Raw genomic sequence first — 14,236 nt, 5'->3', positions numbered from 1 at the left:
AATCGCCCTGCGGCTTTCGCTCGAAAATGAGAGTGAGCCTTTATTTTTCCCTCCTGACATACCAAGAAACCTGTATCAGTTGGGCTGATTTTCTGTGATATCGACTGCCTTGTATGTAATGAGGTTTCGCCTACAAATTGTATGGATTGTTGTATGTATTAAAAGATAAATCCACTGTAAACTTATGATTTACAGTGGATTTAATGGCCTGGTTTGCGGAGAGAGAGGATTATGAACTCTTTGTGTAATGTGCTTATAATCACTTTGCTACAACCTTCCGCAAATCCCCTGTTAGGGTATTGTTAGGTTTTTATGTCATCAGTATGGTAGTGGTCTGTCCACTCACCGATTTCTCTAAACCGGGTTTGTTATTGCAAATATAACGCTTTTTTGACCCAAAAACAAGGCCTGTTAGGGTGCTGTTAGGATTTTTTCAGAATTCCACTTGCCAATTGTTAGGGCAAAATCCGATTATCGGAACAGGTCGATAGGTAGGAGCATATCACTGTTTTTGGTGTATGGGATTACTTTATGATGTTGCAGCCTGCCTACGATTACTGAAGGATGGGTGTTGAATCGGTCTGCATATTCTTTGATTGCATCAGGCGTAAATACGCCATTGCGAATTATCTCATCCTCATCCGCTCTTGAAAGAAGCACGTGTGACGAAAACTGATTTGCCTCGTTCTCCTTTTTCTGCTCATCTTCAGTGTGGCAGTCATCTTCAAGAAAAATGTCCTTCTTTCCATGCAGTAGTATATGACCTATTTCGTGAAACAGAGTGAACCAAAATATATCATAACGCTTGTGTCGCCCACTGATCTGTATGCATGGAGTACCGTTTATCCAACGGGTGGAACCGCCCACAGGGGCTTTCTGCAGGCACGGAGTATATACAAGTTTTACGCCGGCTTCGGCACATAGCTCCCGCACCTTTGAAGCGAGGTCTGACGGCTGATAGATCATAACCGATTTCAATTGATGTATGAGATCTTTCAACTTGGCTTCGGAATAATCCGGGGTTTTCATTTCAGCGGCCTGAAGCTCTCCTTGGCGGAGCCATGCCGACACCGAGTGAGGATCTTTGGTGTGGGCAAGGGATATGCGGAAGGCAATCTTCAGCTTTTGGTTGAGATAATAGTCCTCCCATGCCTTTACCGAACTTATCTGGAAGAATGAGAGAAGGGATTTTGCTTTTTCCTGCGGAGTCTTGACCGGCTCAATCCACCCTAACTTTACCATCTGGGCGTAGGGAAAGCACTTGGCCCATTCGCTGGCCTCCTCTATTGTTGCCTCCTTTCTTGCACGGGCTTGGTATTCGTCGTAGTTGCGCTGCTTGTTGAGCCAGAAGTGCGCTGGAATCCGTGTCACGCTCTCAAATGCCACAGCCATGTCAGATGTGACGGAGCTTTCCCCCTTTATGACAGCGTGGATGGTTTTCTCAGGCTTTGACGCGCGGAGGGCAAACTCCTTTATGCTCATGTCGATCTCCTTCAGCTTCTCTGCCAAAGTAACGCCGGGGTGAAAAGCCACTGACGGAATAAATTTTGAAGTTGCCATAATCAATTCATGTCTAATGTTCATGAAACTTATTTGCCGTGGTAATTGGTAATTTCCATGATTTCCACACCGATTATCTTCACCCAGATATATCCTCCGTTGTCATCGGTGGGTATGGGTTTTCCAACGGCTGAAATATCAATCTGTAAGGCTGGTCCAGATCACAAGCCCATTGTCCTTTCCTATTTGCTGAAAGTTCATGGTAATTGCCCGGCAGATACCTTACATCCTCAAGAGTATTGGCATTGACAAGATCGTCTATGCGTTGAAGAAACAAGGTTGCCCTGCGTTCACCCAATTCTTTACGACATTTGCGCTCATTTTCAGCCAACTTTCTGAGTTTCTTGTTTTGGAATTCTATTTCCATCCATATTATTCAAGTTACACGAAGTGTTATTTATTTCGCAAAGATAACACTTTATTTTGGATTACAACAAATGTAATCCATAAAAAGTTGTTTTTGCCGCTGTCTATTCTAAAGTCTATTCTAAAGCAGAGAGAGGTGTGGCGGTCTTTCGGGTTGGCGGCGTTATGCCGACAAAAGGTGACGGGCTTCGCCTGACACCCATTGTCCGCATACGCCTATGGGCAACGGCTGAACACCGGGCATAGCCAACGCCTCGTGGCGATACGCTGACGCGCGGCCACAAGACTTTCCGGCTATGCCCGTGTTCCGGGCGCCGTTGCCTGAGAAGATTTATACGACCGCCACGCCACCCTCCGCTTGTCAGCAACCCACGGGGCGAGACAATACGCTCCACGGTTCGTGCCTCACTGTTACACGCATAGACTCGCCTTTCCGGGGTTGGGCAAAGCTATTCTGCGAAGCAGTTTTTTCATTCTGAATTTTGTTGGAGGCATTATTGCTCTTACGAGACAGTTCCATGATTTTAGAGGGGAATTTCATTTCAGTATGTCTGTCATTCAGTGTCACCTTACAGGCGTTGCCCGCTCAACTTTCATGCTGATTATAAGCTGAGTTTGAAAGTGTGTTCGCTCGTGGCGATGAACGTGCCGGAACGGGATATTCTTTGCCATTCGGTAGAAAAAATCTCCAGACTTCCCTGCGGTCAGCTCGTATTTTTTCTGCCAAGTGGCGAACATCCCTTTGCTTCCGTCACGCGGAGAGTTCATCGAGCGAACAAACTTCAAACTGCGATTATACGCATTAAAAAAATATCGCTTTATGACACTGAATAACAGACATATTAGAAATTCGAGCTTCACTCCTTCACCAGCTCAAACCGCATTAAAAAAGATTGCTAAGGTGATTGGAATTATCCTCGCTACTTTGATTGGTTTGCTGATGTGGGCGATTGTAAAGCCGATATTCCGAGGTGTGGGTTGGGTTATCTCAATCATTACTACCCTTATGATAATCTATTGGATATTAACACTCTAAAATATTACGACTATGGCAAGCAACGGAACTTACAAAGGCACAAACGCCTTCACGGACACAATCCGTCAGTATCTGGAGAACAAGGCAAAGAATGACTCTCTTTTCGCCATCAAGTTCGCCAATCCCTCAAAATCGGTTGAGGACTGCGTGACATATATCATCAACGAGGTCAAGAAGAGCGGATGCAACGGCTTTGCTGATGCGGAGATTTATGGAATGGCAGTCCACTTTTACGAGGAAGCCGAGATAGAGGTACAACCGTCCGCGACAGCAGGTATAGCTTAAAAAAATAGCCGTCCAGGTTTTGGGCGGCTATTTTTGTGAGAGTTTCCAGCGGTCGGGAAGCAGGTCGCGGTATTTTTCGATCGGGGTGTTTGGCGGCCATGCGGCACATCGGTCGATTATGTCGCAGAAGTAGTCGAAGACGTTGACTCCGCAGCGGTGGCAGGTGATCGCAAGAGAGTGGTACAGGGCGGCGGCTTCGGCTCCGGAGTGGGAGCCGATTGTAAGTCGGCGACGGGTCAGGGATATGTAGCGGTTGATTCGCTCGACTTCGTTGTTGTCGAGTCTGTAGGTGGGTGAGGCAAAGATGCGTGGTATCTCGTCCCATTGTTTGAGTGCATGTTCGGTGGCGGCGAGCAGCGGGTCGTCGGGTGGCACGCCGATGCGGTCTTTGACTGCTGTCAGTCTCATGCGGATTTTCTCGAGCATCACCTTGGAGTATCGTTGTCTCCACTCAAGGTGCTTTCCCGCCGTCCATCCGTCTTTGCCTATGCGGTGCTGATGCTCGAAGTGGTAAAGGAGTCCGAAGAGCTTTGCTATTTCCTGCGCCTTTGGATTGTCTTTCAGATCGAGAAACTTTCGCTTGATGTGCTGCAGGCATGGCAAGCGTTTTATCCCGCTCATCCCACCGATTCCGATATGCCGGTATCCCGAGTAATAGTCGCACTGGAAGGCTCCGTTGAAGCCTTTTATGTGTTGCTCGAAGACTTCGGCCGAGCGGGAGCCGTCGTCATAGAAGAAGTACACAAGCCCGGTTGTCATGCCGACGAACACCCATATGTAGCCTTTCTTGATCTTTCTTCCCGAAGGAGTTGCCACCTGCAGCCGCACTTTCTGATAGGTCTCGTCACCGCAGATATAATTGTCCGCGACTATTGCCTGACCCAGCGCCTTGTATAGATTTTCCAGATGTACCCTTACCTTACTTACGAGCTTCTGTGCGGTGCCTTTGTCAAGGTCGAAGCCGTGGGCACGGAAGTATTCGACAGCATTTTCAAGTGGCATGCAGTGGAGATAGCGTAGCTCGGCGAGTCCGGCTATGAAGGAAGATGTATACTGCGAGTTAAGCAGCGGTGTGGCGGGTGCGGAACCTTTGTATATTTTCTCGTCCTGCACGTATTTTCTGACCTTGTAGATAATTTTTTTGAAGCGCATCGGCTCCATGACGTAGCGCACGACATCGCACTCGCCGATAAACGTCGCCGCCTCGGGATTGAAGTCCGGATTGTCAGGCTCCACTATAATGGTCTCCACCTCACACTCCGGATGCGTCTTCCTTTTGGCGCCGTTGTTGGTACGTTTCTTCTCTGGCTTCTGCTGTCGAGTTTCGGATGTGGCAGGAGTCGTCACCGGTTTCTTCTGACGCTCCGACGGCGAGCCCTGCAGACGCTGCACTGCCTGACGCGCGGCTTTCTCTTTGCTCAGTTCCGCACTTTTGCCTTTCATAGCCTCCTCCATTGAGGCCATTTGCTTGCGCAGTTCATCTACAGTCGCCACAAGCTTCTCGTTGGTCGACTGCAGCTTTTCATTGGATAAAGTAAGCGAGCTGACAGAGGCCAACGCCTCGTCGAGCCGCCCTTGAAGGAACTCGATCTGACGTTGCAGAAACTCTATCAACTCGTTCTTTTTCATGGTGTAAAGTTACAAAAAATATCTGACATTTGCAACTTTCCACGCCATTTATTTATTTGATTAACAAATTATTAAGCCTTATTTTACGGCCATTCTGAAGCGATTTTCGACCATCACCTTCACAGGCGTGAGGCCCCTCATCAGCATATAGAAATCGTCCCATTGGAGCCTGCGCACGCCGTCATCGCCCTTTTTGAGCACCTCCCGGAAACGGCCTCGCGACAGTCTTTTTGTGTACATCAAAAATCCGTCGCCATCCCATTTCAACGCCTTCATGGTCTTGCGGTCCTTTGAGAAAAACACATACACATCGCCCGATGCCGGAGAATGCCCCTTCCACGACCACACCATCTGGGCCAGACCCCGGATGCCGTAGCGCATCGATACCGGCTGCCGGCATACCCAGAGCCGCATATCCGCCTCAAGACTCCACATCACTCCTGCGTGTCATGACATCCACCAGAAGCGCCAGCCCCTCCGCGCTTATCTCTCCCAGACTCACGCCTCGGCCCCAACCGAGTTCGATGTGCACGTCACGCACGACACTGGTGGCACCGACATCCCGGCTCTCATCCGCAACCTGAATACCGGGAACCTTAACCTCCCGGAATAACGGCCCGCCACCTTCCCGCGACGAATCCGGTCTCTCCGGCAGACTGCGTTGATAATCGCTTATGCTGATTTTGCGGCGCCGAAGCCACTCATAAAGCCGCTGGACGTTGACGCCGGTACCGGCACAGAAACGGTTCAATGCGATATAGCCGTCTGTCTCGCATTGATTCTTGTAACGCGTCCATGTCTCTGAATAGACATCGGACAAAGACTTGTTATAACCCATGATTCTTTTTGTCGACAAAGATACAACTCTCTTTCGGAGTTCGTCAATATGCTATCGCGGATGGTTGTACAGATAGAGGTCGGCAATCCGATTAACTGTCAAGTGGTTGTAAATCACACCGTGGAACTCACCGAGGAAGAGAAGGAACAGGCACGGCAGGATGCCATTGAGCGACTTAGGCAGGAGGAAATGGCGAAGATGAGAAAGCCTATCCAAGCCAAGAAAGCCACCACCGAAAAGAAAACCCAAGATGTTCAACCCAGTCTGTTTGACTTTTAACACCGCATGACTATGAAACCCAAGACAAAGATGCAGAAAGAAGTTGCAAGACTTTCAACCACACTCAAATCAATATCCGCAACTCAGATAGATTGGGCATTCACCCATTGCGTTGAGCATATCGGATACCGCACAAAGAAAGGAAACATCACCTGCTCCGACTGCGGTCACAAATGGCAAAGCAAGAGTGCACTCTGCGACAGCCTTGAAGGATGCACATGCCCCAAATGCGGTGCCGAACTCAAAGTGCAGGACACCCGTACAACCGTCCGCGACAGCAGGTATAGCTTAAAAAAATAGCCGTCCAGGTTTTGGGCGGCTATTTTTGTGAGAGTTTCCAGCGGTCGGGAAGCAGGTCGCGGTATTTTTCGATCGGGGTGTTTGGCGGCCATGCGGCACATCGGTCGATTATGTCGCAGAAGTAGTCGAAGACGTTGACTCCGCAGCGGTGGCAGGTGATCGCAAGAGAGTGGTACAGGGCGGCGGCTTCGGCTCCGGAGTGGGAGCCGATTGTAAGTCGGCGACGGGTCAGGGATATGTAGCGGTTGATTCGCTCGACTTCGTTGTTGTCGAGTCTGTAGGTGGGTGAGGCAAAGATGCGTGGTATCTCGTCCCATTGTTTGAGTGCATGTTCGGTGGCGGCGAGCAGCGGGTCGTCGGGTGGCACGCCGATGCGGTCTTTGACTGCTGTCAGTCTCATGCGGATTTTCTCGAGCATCACCTTGGAGTATCGTTGTCTCCACTCAAGGTGCTTTCCCGCCGTCCATCCGTCTTTGCCTATGCGGTGCTGATGCTCGAAGTGGTAAAGGAGTCCGAAGAGCTTTGCTATTTCCTGCGCCTTTGGATTGTCTTTCAGATCGAGAAACTTTCGCTTGATGTGCTGCAGGCATGGCAAGCGTTTTATCCCGCTCATCCCACCGATTCCGATATGCCGGTATCCCGAGTAATAGTCGCACTGGAAGGCTCCGTTGAAGCCTTTTATGTGTTGCTCGAAGACTTCGGCCGAGCGGGAGCCGTCGTCATAGAAGAAGTACACAAGCCCGGTTGTCATGCCGACGAACACCCATATGTAGCCTTTCTTGATCTTTCTTCCCGAAGGAGTTGCCACCTGCAGCCGCACTTTCTGATAGGTCTCGTCACCGCAGATATAATTGTCCGCGACTATTGCCTGACCCAGCGCCTTGTATAGATTTTCCAGATGTACCCTTACCTTACTTACGAGCTTCTGTGCGGTGCCTTTGTCAAGGTCGAAGCCGTGGGCACGGAAGTATTCGACAGCATTTTCAAGTGGCATGCAGTGGAGATAGCGTAGCTCGGCGAGTCCGGCTATGAAGGAAGATGTATACTGCGAGTTAAGCAGCGGTGTGGCGGGTGCGGAACCTTTGTATATTTTCTCGTCCTGCACGTATTTTCTGACCTTGTAGATAATTTTTTTGAAGCGCATCGGCTCCATGACGTAGCGCACGACATCGCACTCGCCGATAAACGTCGCCGCCTCGGGATTGAAGTCCGGACTGTCAGGCTCCACTATAATGGTCTCCACCTCACACTCCGGATGCGTCTTCCTTTTGGCGCCGTTGTTGGTACGTTTCTTCTCTGGCTTCTGCTGTCGAGTTTCGGATGTGGCAGGAGTCGTCACCGGTTTCTTCTGACGCTCCGACGGCGAGCCCTGCAGACGCTGCACTGCCTGACGCGCGGCTTTCTCTTTGCTCAGTTCCGCACTTTTGCCTTTCATAGCCTCCTCCATTGAGGCCATTTGCTTGCGCAGTTCATCTACAGTCGCCACAAGCTTCTCGTTGGTCGACTGCAGCTTTTCATTGGATAAAGTAAGCGAGCTGACAGAGGCCAACGCCTCGTCGAGCCGCCCTTGAAGGAACTCGATCTGACGTTGCAGAAACTCTATCAACTCGTTCTTTTTCATGGTGTAAAGTTACAAAAAATATCTGACATTTGCAACTTTCCACGCCATTTATTTATTTGATTAACAAATTATTAAGCCTTATTTTACGGCCATTCTGAAGCGATTTTCGACCATCACCTTCACAGGCGTGAGGCCCCTCATCAGCATATAGAAATCGTCCCATTGGAGCCTGCGCACGCCGTCATCGCCCTTTTTGAGCACCTCCCGGAAACGGCCTCGCGACAGTCTTTTTGTGTACATCAAAAATCCGTCGCCATCCCATTTCAACGCCTTCATGGTCTTGCGGTCCTTTGAGAAAAACACATACACATCGCCCGATGCCGGAGAATGCCCCTTCCACGACCACACCATCTGGGCCAGACCCCGGATGCCGTAGCGCATCGATACCGGCTGCCGGCATACCCAGAGCCGCATATCCGCCTCAAGACTCCACATCACTCCTGCGTGTCATGACATCCACCAGAAGCGCCAGCCCCTCCGCGCTTATCTCTCCCAGACTCACGCCTCGGCCCCAACCGAGTTCGATGTGCACGTCACGCACGACACTGGTGGCACCGACATCCCGGCTCTCATCCGCAACCTGAATACCGGGAACCTTAACCTCCCGGAATAACGGCCCGCCACCTTCCCGCGACGAATCCGGTCTCTCCGGCAGACTGCGTTGATAATCGCTTATGCTGATTTTGCGGCGCCGAAGCCACTCATAAAGCCGCTGGACGTTGACGCCGGTACCGGCACAGAAACGGTTCAATGCGATATAGCCGTCTGTCTCGCATTGATTCTTGTAACGCGTCCATGTCTCTGAATAGACATCGGACAAAGACTTGTTATAACCCATGATTCTTTTTGTCGACAAAGATACAACTCTCTTTCGGAGTTCGTCAATATGCTATCGCGGATGGTTGTACGGACACCCGTAAGCGCACCAACAAGGAGACGCAGTATTTCAGCGTGATAACCGTCTGCAAAGGCTATCAAGTTATTCGAGTGTCGCAGGTTAGATGTGAGAGCAAGAAGGGCGAGCCGATGAAATTCTTTTGCTCCGAAGTAGTCCAGCGTTGGATTTCACCAAACGGCATCGTCACCGACATGGCACTGCTCCGTGGCTTCAACTTCTACTACTGCGATACGTGGGCGTGGGAGAGCCAAATGGAGGTCAGACCCCACAACAGCCTTTATGACGATGTTGTGGCGTGGGGGAATGTTTACCCCAAGATGAAAATCGTGCCCCAACTAAAACGCAACGGCTTCAAGGGCGATTTCCACGGCATATCACCCATAAGACTTTTCAAGTCGCTCCTTTCAGACCCACGGATTGAGACCCTTATGAAAAGCGGTGAGATTGAGGATATGAGATACTTTATCTCCAATCCGAGAAACGCCGATGAACTTTGGACATCGTACCTCATCGCAAAACGCCACCATTACTCAATCAACAATCTATCAATGTGGTGTGACTATCTCCGTATGCTCCAGACCCTCGGTCAAGACCTGCGCAACCCCAAGAACATCTGCCCTGAAGATTTCATAGAGGCACACGACAAGGCAAACCGAAAGATTGAAGCCAAGCGGGAAAGGGAAAGAGCCGCAGAACGCCGCCGCTGGGAGATTGAAAACCGTGAGCGTGAGCAGCAGAGGCTACTCCAAGAGAAGAAGAACGAGGAAGATTTCATCAACCTCAAATCCAAGTTCTTCGGACTGATAATCACCGATGAGGAAATAAGCGTCAAGGTGCTTGAAAGCATAGACGAGTATTACAACGAGGGCAAGGTGCAGAACATCTGCGTTTTCGGCAGCGGATACTACAAGAAAGCCGATACCCTCATACTTTCGGCGAGGATTGGCGATGAGATAATTGAAACCGTTGAGGTGGACTTGCGGACGCTCAAAGTGGTGCAGTGCCACGGCAAACACAACCAAGACACCGAATACCACGACCGAATTATCAACCTTGTGAACAGCAATGCCGACAAAATCCGCAAGAGAATGACAGCGTAATGTATAATCCGACCTGCGTCAGCAATGGCGCAGGTCACAAAACCCAACGATATGAAAAGCAAAAGACGCTCAAAGACAATGGAGCAACAAGCACGATACTATGAGGTTCCCGACATGGAGATTTATATGTATGAAACATATCTCAACGGCAATTTCTCCGACCTCAGAAGACTCTACAAGGAACTCAACCGAAAGGGCAGACGCCAATTCATCGGCTATGTACTCACCGAGGTACACGAGGAAGATTTGAAAGGAATACTTGAAACAATACTCTAAAATCCAAAGATATGGCAACACGAATGACAACCAACGGGGTAAGCACCACCACTGCCCCGGCACCGAGAAATACGAAACTTTCTACTCCGCCCACCGTGGCAAGCGTATCAACCGTGTAATGTACGACTATCGAGATACCGACAACGAGTTGTTTTCCTGCGTCGCTCCCACCCTCGCAGAGTGCAGACGCAAGCGTGACGAATGGCTCAAAGCAAAGGAAGGAGGCAAGAAATGAAAACTACATTTTATCTTGTGGCTACTCTCATTGAGCATTACGACCAGCCACCGACCGATACACACGCCCTCTATGCTGATTTCGCAACCGCTAAAAAGGCGATGCGGACTGAGATAGAGGAAGGTATGGAGAACTTCACCGCAGACAAGGGAGAGGTTATACTTGACCTTGACACGGTTTATGAATGGCGTGATGAGGACGGAAACGGACTCACCGTCACCATTGAGGAAATGAATGTGAAATAAGCATATTTGCCAAATCGTAATATACACCAAGCGGTGCAACCCTGTGATAGAGTTGCACCGCTGATTTTTATGAATTTGTTAAAAATTTCGGCCGCCAAAAGGCGGCGTTTAAGGCTTATAATCTATGCAAATAAACGGAGGGTTATCGCGTTTAGCCAACTCTTCATTAAGTGTTTCCAATTCCTTCTCTCCAAATTCTAATCCTGACTCATTCAGCAGACGAGAAAATCCTCCCATAACCGGACCATTTAACATAATCCCATCTCCTGCATATAACTTTGAGCAAATAGGTTCATCTAATTGATTAATCGTGTTTTTAATACTAATACCATTACACGCAGTCAAAATAATAATAGGAAGTGTCCTAAGTTTATTTACGGCATTCTTAATGGCTAATACCAGTTCATCCCAAGAAATAAAATCTTTCTTATGTCCAATTCCATCACATGAAGAAAATCCATGGGTATCAATATATACTGCGACTTCTTCATCTTCCCTAATAATATGTGGAATATCTTGAGATATATAGTTAATAATTTCATCTTTCTTAGATGACGAAAAATAATCAACATTACCTATAAATGGTGATGATTGCCTAATATTATTAGCTAATACATATCCCGTTTTACATTCGTTTTCATCTAAAAACTGTATTATAACAAGACGTTTCTTCTTGGAAATGGGTAATTTGGGTATCATTTTTATTCTATTCTTAATTTGAGGAATGTTAATTTTAGATTTTAATTTTCTACAAAGATAAATAATTTTGCAGATATAAAATATATGGCAGTAAACCATACTTGAAAATATGATTTACTACCATTTTTTATAAATTTGAAAATAATAATTTATATTCCGTCTGGCGACGCTGGTGGAGTTGACGATGGAATTTGCCTTTATAGTGGCAGTGGGAGGTGTATTCCTTGTAGATGTTGGTATCGCCACGTTTCAGTTTCCTGTAAACGCTTGATTTGTTTACCGCACCGGGGCCGATATTGTAAGCGAGTGTGCCGAGCAGGATTGCATTTTTCTCGCCCATGTGCTTGTAAAGCGACACGAACTTCCGTAGGTCTTTACGCAGGAGGGCATCGGCTTGCCTTTCGGTGAGTTGACAGCCTCGGCGGTATGGATCTCCCGGTTGTACGCAATGCCCATAGCCAACATACGGCTTATCAAAAGCTATGGATAAGCCCTATTATCAAAAGTATAACGTTATCCAAAGCAATATTGACTATGAACATGTATATCATTGCACACCAATTTATCTTTAAGATAATATGTTTGGATAATATTAAACTATTGACATAATTTATGTGTTAAAATGATAAACTTCTAAAATTTACAGCCAAGACTACCTCAATTTCCTCTTTCGATGAACTCATCCGGAATTGTTCAAGACAAATGGATGAATCAGGCTATTCCCCCGGCTGCGTAAAAGTCCACATGCGCCGATGGATACTCCATGTGTTGCCTTACCTTAAAAAGATCGGAGCAACGGCTTATACTTGTGAGATTGGGAGGCGGTTCCTATTTGAGACACTTCCAACACTTACTCCGTCCGCACAAAGACGGTATAAGCGAAGTATCAGAATATTAGATGCATTTCTCCAAACCGGTAACATACCTAAACATGCCAAACGTGTCGCAGACCCCCCATTACCCGGCGAAATAGGAGCTGTCTGCAAAGAATTCCTTGTCTATAAGATAGGACAACGTTGCCGGCTTATTACCGTTGAGAATTATCAGAGACTTCTCTCATACTTTGTGACATCATTAAATGTCTATGGAAAGACCACTTTTGCCCAGATAGAAGAGTCCGACATCATTGCGTTTCTCAATGTGGAGGAATCGAAAAGCAGCCGTCTTAGTACCATGAGGCAATTCTACCGGTATGTATCTAAAAGGCATCCCGACATAAAGGATATGACATATATCTTTGAGTTCATGCATTCGACGAGAACAAGTAGATTGCCATCGACATATGAAAGGGACGAAATTAAGGCCATAGAATCCCATGTTGATCGTAGCGGCCCGATAGGTAAGCGCACATATGCCATGCTCCTCCTTTCCACGAGGCTCGGTTTAAGGATTTCCGACATCATCGGACTTACATTCGACGATTTGGACTGGGACAGATCCATGCTGAATATCATTCAAGCGAAAACAGGTAGAACCGTTGAACTGCCTTTGTTGAAAGATGTCGGAGAGGCGATTGTGTCATATCTGAAAGTAAGACCAAAGACATCAAGCCCCAATATTTTTGTGACTCATGTACTTCCATATACCCCAATGAACCGATCCGGTGCAGCAAGACACATTTCAAATGTGATTGTGGGAAGCAACATACATACCGCCGGACGTAAACACGGGCCTCATTCAATGCGGTTTTCACTTGCAACCCGTCTGCTCCAGCAAGGGACAGGGCTCGTGTGCATCTCTGAAACGCTGGGCCATAGTGGGACTGACGTGACCATGAACTACTTGCGCATAGACATCAATTCATTGACACGTTGTATGCATGATGTGCCACAAGTGGATGATAATTTTTACAATCAATCAAACGGTGGATTTTATGAATGAGAACAGGAAATACACCAGCGTGTTTGCACCGTATCTGGAACGTTTTGTAGCCATGAAGGATGCCGGCGGTCTTAGTCCCCGCAGCGGACTCTATGACGCATTGCGTCTTTTTGACCGATTCGCCACTCAGGAAAGTATCCCTAATGTAGAGCTGAGGGCAGAAACAATAGCCCATTGGGTTGAGAAAACCATGTCCGGGAACAAGCCCGCAACAATATATGAGAAGATTAGCGCCATCGGTCAGTTCTGTAAATATCTTATCAGACTCGGAATAAAATGCGAGGTGCCGGCATATCCTCGCAAACCCAAAAAGACGTATACGCCATATATCTATTCCAGGGAGGAAATACAGAAGATTTTTCGAGCAGCCGACGCCTTACGCCTTGGTTCGTTGCGCTATCATTCAGTAATATTTTCAGTCCCGGTTCTTCTTCGGCTTCTTTACTCGACCGGTATGAGAATCGGAGAGGCGTGCAGCCTGAAGAATTCAGATGTTGATATACAAACGGGTAAGATAACCGTCCGGAATACGAAAAACAGGCAGGAACGCCTACTGCCTATAATCCCTACGCTTCAATATGCAGTAACGCAATATCTTGATTATAGGAGAAAACTACCTGTCAAAAACATAGATAATCCCGACTCTTATTTTTTGGTGAATCTCAGGGGCGATAGGCTACATCCGAGCTGCATAGGCGCATGGTTCCATAAGATACTCAGGGATGCTGACATAAAGTACATACCCGGAATTGGACCGAGGATACACGACCTCCGACACACCTTTGCCGTGCATGCTCTTGACCGGATGGCAAAAGAGGGCCGTGATGTTTACTGCATCCTGCCGGTACTGTCCGTGGCGTTAGGGCACAAATGTGTCACCGACACTGAATATTATGTCAGAATCACCAATCAGGCATATCCAGACTTCTCCGAACTGACCACACCCATATCAGAATACGTATTCCCAACGATAAAAACAATATAGTTT

At 47.9% G+C, this 14,236-nt stretch carries 16 protein-coding genes and 4 pseudogenes; 9 read left to right on the top strand and 11 right to left on the bottom strand.

What is annotated here, in order from left to right:
* Nucleotides 1-471: 471 nt before the first annotated feature.
* The 3 genes from E7747_RS11680 to E7747_RS11670 form a co-directional block, all read right to left on the bottom strand.
* Nucleotides 472-1,560 carry an ImmA/IrrE family metallo-endopeptidase gene (locus tag E7747_RS11680; RefSeq protein ID WP_136416098.1) on the bottom strand — a complete coding sequence of 363 codons (1,089 nt, stop codon included), beginning with the start codon at nt 1,558-1,560 and terminating at the stop codon, nt 472-474.
* A 79-nt stretch (nt 1,561-1,639) separates the two neighbouring features.
* Nucleotides 1,640-1,927 (bottom strand): type II toxin-antitoxin system RelE/ParE family toxin, encoded by a 288-nt coding sequence (locus tag E7747_RS11675; RefSeq protein ID WP_228449146.1) that lies wholly within the window; start codon nt 1,925-1,927, stop codon nt 1,640-1,642.
* 115 nt (nt 1,928-2,042) lie between these two features.
* The gene (locus tag E7747_RS11670) at nt 2,043-2,321 is read right to left on the bottom strand and encodes a hypothetical protein (protein WP_136416096.1); all 279 of its coding nucleotides are present in this window, start codon (nt 2,319-2,321) and stop codon (nt 2,043-2,045) included.
* 653 nt (nt 2,322-2,974) lie between these two features.
* On the opposite strand from E7747_RS11670, the pseudogene E7747_RS11665 reads away from it, so the two are divergent.
* Nucleotides 2,975-3,217: pseudogene (locus E7747_RS11665) on the top strand (PcfK-like family protein); the annotation flags it as partial.
* Nucleotides 3,218-3,274: 57 nt separating this feature from the next.
* Here E7747_RS11665 and tnpC (E7747_RS11660) read toward each other — a convergent pair.
* The 3 genes from tnpC (E7747_RS11660) to E7747_RS11650 form a co-directional block, all read right to left on the bottom strand.
* Nucleotides 3,275-4,876 carry an IS66 family transposase gene (gene tnpC, locus E7747_RS11660; RefSeq protein WP_136416093.1) on the bottom strand — a complete coding sequence of 534 codons (1,602 nt, stop codon included), beginning with the start codon at nt 4,874-4,876 and terminating at the stop codon, nt 3,275-3,277.
* Nucleotides 4,877-4,954: 78 nt separating this feature from the next.
* Entirely contained in the window at nt 4,955-5,311 is a 357-nt protein-coding gene (tnpB, locus tag E7747_RS11655) for an IS66 family insertion sequence element accessory protein TnpB (protein ID WP_136413421.1), read from the bottom strand.
* Nucleotides 5,298-5,714 (bottom strand): hypothetical protein, encoded by a 417-nt coding sequence (locus E7747_RS11650; protein ID WP_136413419.1) that lies wholly within the window; start codon nt 5,712-5,714, stop codon nt 5,298-5,300. Before E7747_RS11650 ends, tnpB (E7747_RS11655) begins: the two co-directional genes overlap by 14 nt.
* Before the next feature lie 120 nt (nt 5,715-5,834).
* On the opposite strand from E7747_RS11650, the gene E7747_RS11645 reads away from it, so the two are divergent.
* Together E7747_RS11645 and E7747_RS11640 are read left to right on the top strand one after the other, a co-directional pair.
* The gene (locus E7747_RS11645; protein ID WP_317130192.1) at nt 5,835-5,993 is read left to right on the top strand and encodes a Cas9 inhibitor AcrIIA9 family protein; all 159 of its coding nucleotides are present in this window, start codon (nt 5,835-5,837) and stop codon (nt 5,991-5,993) included.
* 12 nt (nt 5,994-6,005) lie between these two features.
* A pseudogene (locus E7747_RS11640) lies at nt 6,006-6,278 on the top strand (PcfJ domain-containing protein); the annotation flags it as partial.
* 34 nt (nt 6,279-6,312) lie between these two features.
* On the opposite strand, the gene tnpC (E7747_RS11635) reads toward E7747_RS11640, so the two are convergent.
* The 3 genes from tnpC (E7747_RS11635) to E7747_RS11625 form a co-directional block, all read right to left on the bottom strand.
* On the bottom strand, nt 6,313-7,914 hold the full coding sequence (gene tnpC / locus E7747_RS11635) for an IS66 family transposase (RefSeq protein ID WP_136413423.1): 1,602 nt from the start codon (nt 7,912-7,914) through the stop codon (nt 6,313-6,315).
* Between the two features lie 78 nt (nt 7,915-7,992).
* Nucleotides 7,993-8,349 carry an IS66 family insertion sequence element accessory protein TnpB gene (gene tnpB / locus E7747_RS11630; protein WP_136413421.1) on the bottom strand — a complete coding sequence of 119 codons (357 nt, stop codon included), beginning with the start codon at nt 8,347-8,349 and terminating at the stop codon, nt 7,993-7,995.
* Nucleotides 8,336-8,752, bottom strand: coding sequence for a hypothetical protein (locus E7747_RS11625; RefSeq protein ID WP_136413419.1), 417 nt, complete (start codon nt 8,750-8,752; stop codon nt 8,336-8,338). Before E7747_RS11625 ends, tnpB (E7747_RS11630) begins: the two co-directional genes overlap by 14 nt.
* 71 nt (nt 8,753-8,823) lie before the next feature.
* Between E7747_RS11625 and E7747_RS11620 the strand changes: the two are divergent.
* The 4 genes and pseudogenes from E7747_RS11620 to E7747_RS11605 form a co-directional block, all read left to right on the top strand.
* Nucleotides 8,824-9,912, top strand: a pseudogene (locus tag E7747_RS11620) (PcfJ domain-containing protein); the annotation flags it as partial.
* 51 nt (nt 9,913-9,963) lie between these two features.
* Nucleotides 9,964-10,188, top strand: coding sequence for a hypothetical protein (locus tag E7747_RS11615; RefSeq protein WP_136416089.1), 225 nt, complete (start codon nt 9,964-9,966; stop codon nt 10,186-10,188).
* An 11-nt stretch (nt 10,189-10,199) separates the two neighbouring features.
* Nucleotides 10,200-10,423, top strand: a pseudogene (locus E7747_RS11610) (DUF3873 domain-containing protein).
* A complete protein-coding gene (locus E7747_RS11605; RefSeq protein ID WP_136416088.1) occupies nt 10,420-10,668 on the top strand; it encodes a hypothetical protein in 249 nt (82 codons plus the stop codon). Before E7747_RS11610 ends, E7747_RS11605 begins: the two are co-directional and overlap by 4 nt.
* A gap of 108 nt (nt 10,669-10,776) precedes the next feature.
* Here the strand turns inward: E7747_RS11605 and E7747_RS11600 are convergent, their stop codons facing one another.
* Both E7747_RS11600 and E7747_RS17520 read right to left on the bottom strand, forming a co-directional pair.
* The gene (locus E7747_RS11600) at nt 10,777-11,367 is read right to left on the bottom strand and encodes a hypothetical protein (protein WP_136416086.1); all 591 of its coding nucleotides are present in this window, start codon (nt 11,365-11,367) and stop codon (nt 10,777-10,779) included.
* A 127-nt stretch (nt 11,368-11,494) separates the two neighbouring features.
* Nucleotides 11,495-11,851, bottom strand: coding sequence for a lysozyme (locus tag E7747_RS17520; protein WP_348674352.1), 357 nt, complete (start codon nt 11,849-11,851; stop codon nt 11,495-11,497).
* 218 nt (nt 11,852-12,069) lie between these two features.
* Here E7747_RS17520 and E7747_RS11590 point away from each other — a divergent pair, with 218 nt between their 5' ends.
* Nucleotides 12,070-13,248, top strand: a complete 1,179-nt coding sequence (locus tag E7747_RS11590; RefSeq protein ID WP_128703434.1) for a tyrosine-type recombinase/integrase — start codon at nt 12,070-12,072, stop codon at nt 13,246-13,248.
* Nucleotides 13,241-14,233: a tyrosine-type recombinase/integrase gene (locus E7747_RS11585; protein WP_160899848.1), complete on the top strand. Its 993-nt coding sequence runs from the start codon at nt 13,241-13,243 to the stop codon at nt 14,231-14,233. Before E7747_RS11590 ends, E7747_RS11585 begins: the two co-directional genes overlap by 8 nt.
* Nucleotides 14,234-14,236: the final 3 nt, after the last annotated feature.

Origin of the sequence: Duncaniella dubosii (genome assembly GCF_004803915.1) — a bacterium.
GTDB classification, from domain to species: domain Bacteria; phylum Bacteroidota; class Bacteroidia; order Bacteroidales; family Muribaculaceae; genus Duncaniella; species Duncaniella dubosii.
The sequence above is the reverse complement of the archived record's forward strand: the minus strand, read 5'-3'. Positions and strand labels throughout refer to the sequence as shown.

Excerpts from the sequence above, each read along its gene's own strand:
- E7747_RS11680 (WP_136416098.1), bottom strand. The coding sequence starts at position 1,560 with ATGGCAACTTCAAAATTTATTCCGTCAGTGGCTTTTCACCCCGGCGTT.
- E7747_RS11675 (WP_228449146.1), bottom strand. The coding sequence starts at position 1,927 with ATGGAAATAGAATTCCAAAACAAGAAACTCAGAAAGTTGGCTGAAAAT.
- tnpC (WP_136416093.1), bottom strand. The coding sequence starts at position 4,876 with ATGAAAAAGAACGAGTTGATAGAGTTTCTGCAACGTCAGATCGAGTTC.
- tnpB (WP_136413421.1), bottom strand. The coding sequence starts at position 5,311 with ATGTGGAGTCTTGAGGCGGATATGCGGCTCTGGGTATGCCGGCAGCCG.
- E7747_RS11650 (WP_136413419.1), bottom strand. The coding sequence starts at position 5,714 with ATGGGTTATAACAAGTCTTTGTCCGATGTCTATTCAGAGACATGGACG.
- tnpC (WP_136413423.1), bottom strand. The coding sequence starts at position 7,914 with ATGAAAAAGAACGAGTTGATAGAGTTTCTGCAACGTCAGATCGAGTTC.
- tnpB (WP_136413421.1), bottom strand. The coding sequence starts at position 8,349 with ATGTGGAGTCTTGAGGCGGATATGCGGCTCTGGGTATGCCGGCAGCCG.
- E7747_RS11625 (WP_136413419.1), bottom strand. The coding sequence starts at position 8,752 with ATGGGTTATAACAAGTCTTTGTCCGATGTCTATTCAGAGACATGGACG.
- E7747_RS11615 (WP_136416089.1), top strand. The coding sequence starts at position 9,964 with ATGAAAAGCAAAAGACGCTCAAAGACAATGGAGCAACAAGCACGATAC.
- E7747_RS11605 (WP_136416088.1), top strand. The coding sequence starts at position 10,420 with ATGAAAACTACATTTTATCTTGTGGCTACTCTCATTGAGCATTACGAC.
- E7747_RS11600 (WP_136416086.1), bottom strand. The coding sequence starts at position 11,367 with ATGATACCCAAATTACCCATTTCCAAGAAGAAACGTCTTGTTATAATA.
- E7747_RS11590 (WP_128703434.1), top strand. The coding sequence starts at position 12,070 with ATGGATGAATCAGGCTATTCCCCCGGCTGCGTAAAAGTCCACATGCGC.
- E7747_RS11585 (WP_160899848.1), top strand. The coding sequence starts at position 13,241 with ATGAATGAGAACAGGAAATACACCAGCGTGTTTGCACCGTATCTGGAA.